This window comes from Oligella sp. HMSC09E12 (assembly GCF_001808505.1).
GTDB classification, from domain to species: Bacteria; Pseudomonadota; Gammaproteobacteria; order Burkholderiales; family Burkholderiaceae_B; genus Oligella; species Oligella urethralis.
Window position 1 is genome coordinate 1 of the sequence record NZ_KV793518.1, and the last position, 1,926, is coordinate 1,926.

Sequence of the window (1,926 nt, forward strand, 5' to 3'; positions counted from 1 at the left end):
TCTAATTTCAGAAGAGCTAGAGACTTAGCCGGATTGTCAGGGTTTACTTTTCATGACTCACGTGCCAATGCGATCACAAGCCTTGCTCAGAAGCTAGAAATACTAGACTTGGCACGGGTGATTGGACATAAAGACTTGAAGATGCTGATGGTTTACTATAGAAAAAAGGCGGATGAGTTAGTTGATAAACTTGATTAGATTTTTAGGTAACGCCTAATCTCATAGCCCGTAATGCGGCCGTCAACTGTTTTAATCTTACCCTCTTTGATTCGCTTATCGAGCGTCGGCAGACTCATATTGAGCTTAACCGCCGCATCTTTTAAGTGGTACACAGCAAAGTCTTCAATAGCTCTCTGCGCTCCTATTCTTGCAGACTCAGTAAGCAAGTTCTGTAGTTCAGTTTGTGTCAATTCAATCATTGTGTGCTCCTTAAGCTAATGTCGCGGTTGCCTCATCTAAAACCGCTTGTAAATCGTTTATAAACGGCGTTATTGCCCAACCCTCAATGCGCGCTACTGCTTTACTGAACTCGATATCACTGCGCAATTTGCCGCATATCGCCATGCGTGACTGCTGTTCTAGTTCCCATGGGTCAACACTAGGCTTATCTGGTATAGCTGCTTGCACGTACTGGGATACGCTTAGCGTGTAATCATTCGCTCTAACGTCATCAATCGGCACTAGCTTTTCTAAGCCAAGTTCAGTATCTTCAAATGCGATAGGCGCATTGTCTTGTCGTCCTTTTTTAAGGACCATAACCGCTGTTGCAATCGGCGTATCAATAAAGGTATTTGCAGGAACGTGAACGACTCGATCAATTACGTTAGTCTCAACAAGCCACGCTCTGATTTTTGCTTCACGGTTACCACGGTACAAAACGCCCGGAAAAGACAGCACAACAGCTGTGCCGTTATCGTCTAGCATGTGTAATATGTGCAATAAAAACGCATAGTCAGCACGTGACGCGGTGGGTATCGTTGGTGCTGATATAAACCGTTCGTCTAGCTTCGGTTGCCACTCGATAGAAAAGGGCGGGTTAGCGACAATGGCTGAGAAGCGCTTATCTAGCCAAGCTGGATCGGTTAGCACGTCACCTAAGTAACCGTTAAAGTTAGGTAACAGCTCAGCGTCTGCTAGTGCATCAGCGTCTATGTCTTGGCCGTATTTAATGACATCATCGCCAAATACGCTTAGGAGCGCTCCTGCGCCACAGGTCGGGTCATATACGCTATTAGGCTTATCGGGTATGTACGACCTAAGCATCAGTGCTAGCTCTGGCGGTGTGTGAAACTTACCGACCGCCTTAAACTGTTCACGTAAGCTTTTGATTGTGTGTTTCATATCATTTAAATTTTGCACCAGGCTCAGATTTAATAATGATGAATGGAGCGGGCAACGGGGATCGAACCCGCACTCCCAGTTTGGAAGACTGACGTGCTACCGTTACACCATGCCCGCTATTGTTTTTATTTTCGATGTTCAGGATACTCTTCATAAAAAGCATCTTCGGGCCATTTGCCCGCATCGAAACTCTCACGCCATACGTCCTCGTCACTGACGTTTTCTCCGTGTTTACTGGCTAGTGATAGCAAAATGCTATACCAGCTATCGAAATCTAAATCCATCATTTATTTCTCCTAAATAAGTAAAAATGGGCTATCTGGCTAGCCCTTGCTGAATCACTATTCAGCGCCGTTATCCACAAAGGAGGAGGATACGATTGTGTGTTTTATGTTAGCGACATGAATGTCGGTAACATGGTGTTTAGTACCTAACGTTATGACGAGACCAGTTAAACGCTTCTTTAAGCACTTTTAATCGGCTGTCGTTCTCGTAAGCCCATGACTTACGCAAACTTTTGTAGTTATGGATAATGTTCATGATAAATTTCATGTTGAGCCCCGAAAATTAAAACGGCATATCACT

At 44.5% G+C, this 1,926-nt stretch carries 3 protein-coding genes, 1 tRNA gene and 1 pseudogene; 1 reads left to right on the top strand and 4 read right to left on the bottom strand.

Features of this window, described 5'->3' with window-relative positions; all coding sequences use genetic code 11:
• A pseudogene (locus HMPREF3179_RS12330) lies at nt 1-198 on the top strand (hypothetical protein); the annotation flags it as partial.
• On the opposite strand, the gene HMPREF3179_RS01040 reads toward HMPREF3179_RS12330, so the two are convergent.
• From HMPREF3179_RS01040 to HMPREF3179_RS12180, 4 genes are all read right to left on the bottom strand, one after another.
• A complete protein-coding gene (locus HMPREF3179_RS01040; RefSeq protein ID WP_070469331.1) occupies nt 195-419 on the bottom strand; it encodes a hypothetical protein in 225 nt (74 codons plus the stop codon). The pseudogene HMPREF3179_RS12330 and the gene HMPREF3179_RS01040 sit on opposite strands and share 4 nt — an antisense overlap.
• 10 nt (nt 420-429) lie before the next feature.
• Nucleotides 430-1,341 carry an N-6 DNA methylase gene (locus HMPREF3179_RS01045; protein ID WP_070469333.1) on the bottom strand — a complete coding sequence of 304 codons (912 nt, stop codon included), beginning with the start codon at nt 1,339-1,341 and terminating at the stop codon, nt 430-432.
• A 43-nt stretch (nt 1,342-1,384) separates the two neighbouring features.
• Nucleotides 1,385-1,458, bottom strand: a tRNA-Gly gene (locus HMPREF3179_RS01050).
• An 8-nt stretch (nt 1,459-1,466) separates the two neighbouring features.
• Nucleotides 1,467-1,628, bottom strand: a complete 162-nt coding sequence (locus HMPREF3179_RS12180) for a hypothetical protein (protein ID WP_168160339.1) — start codon at nt 1,626-1,628, stop codon at nt 1,467-1,469.
• Nucleotides 1,629-1,926: the final 298 nt, after the last annotated feature.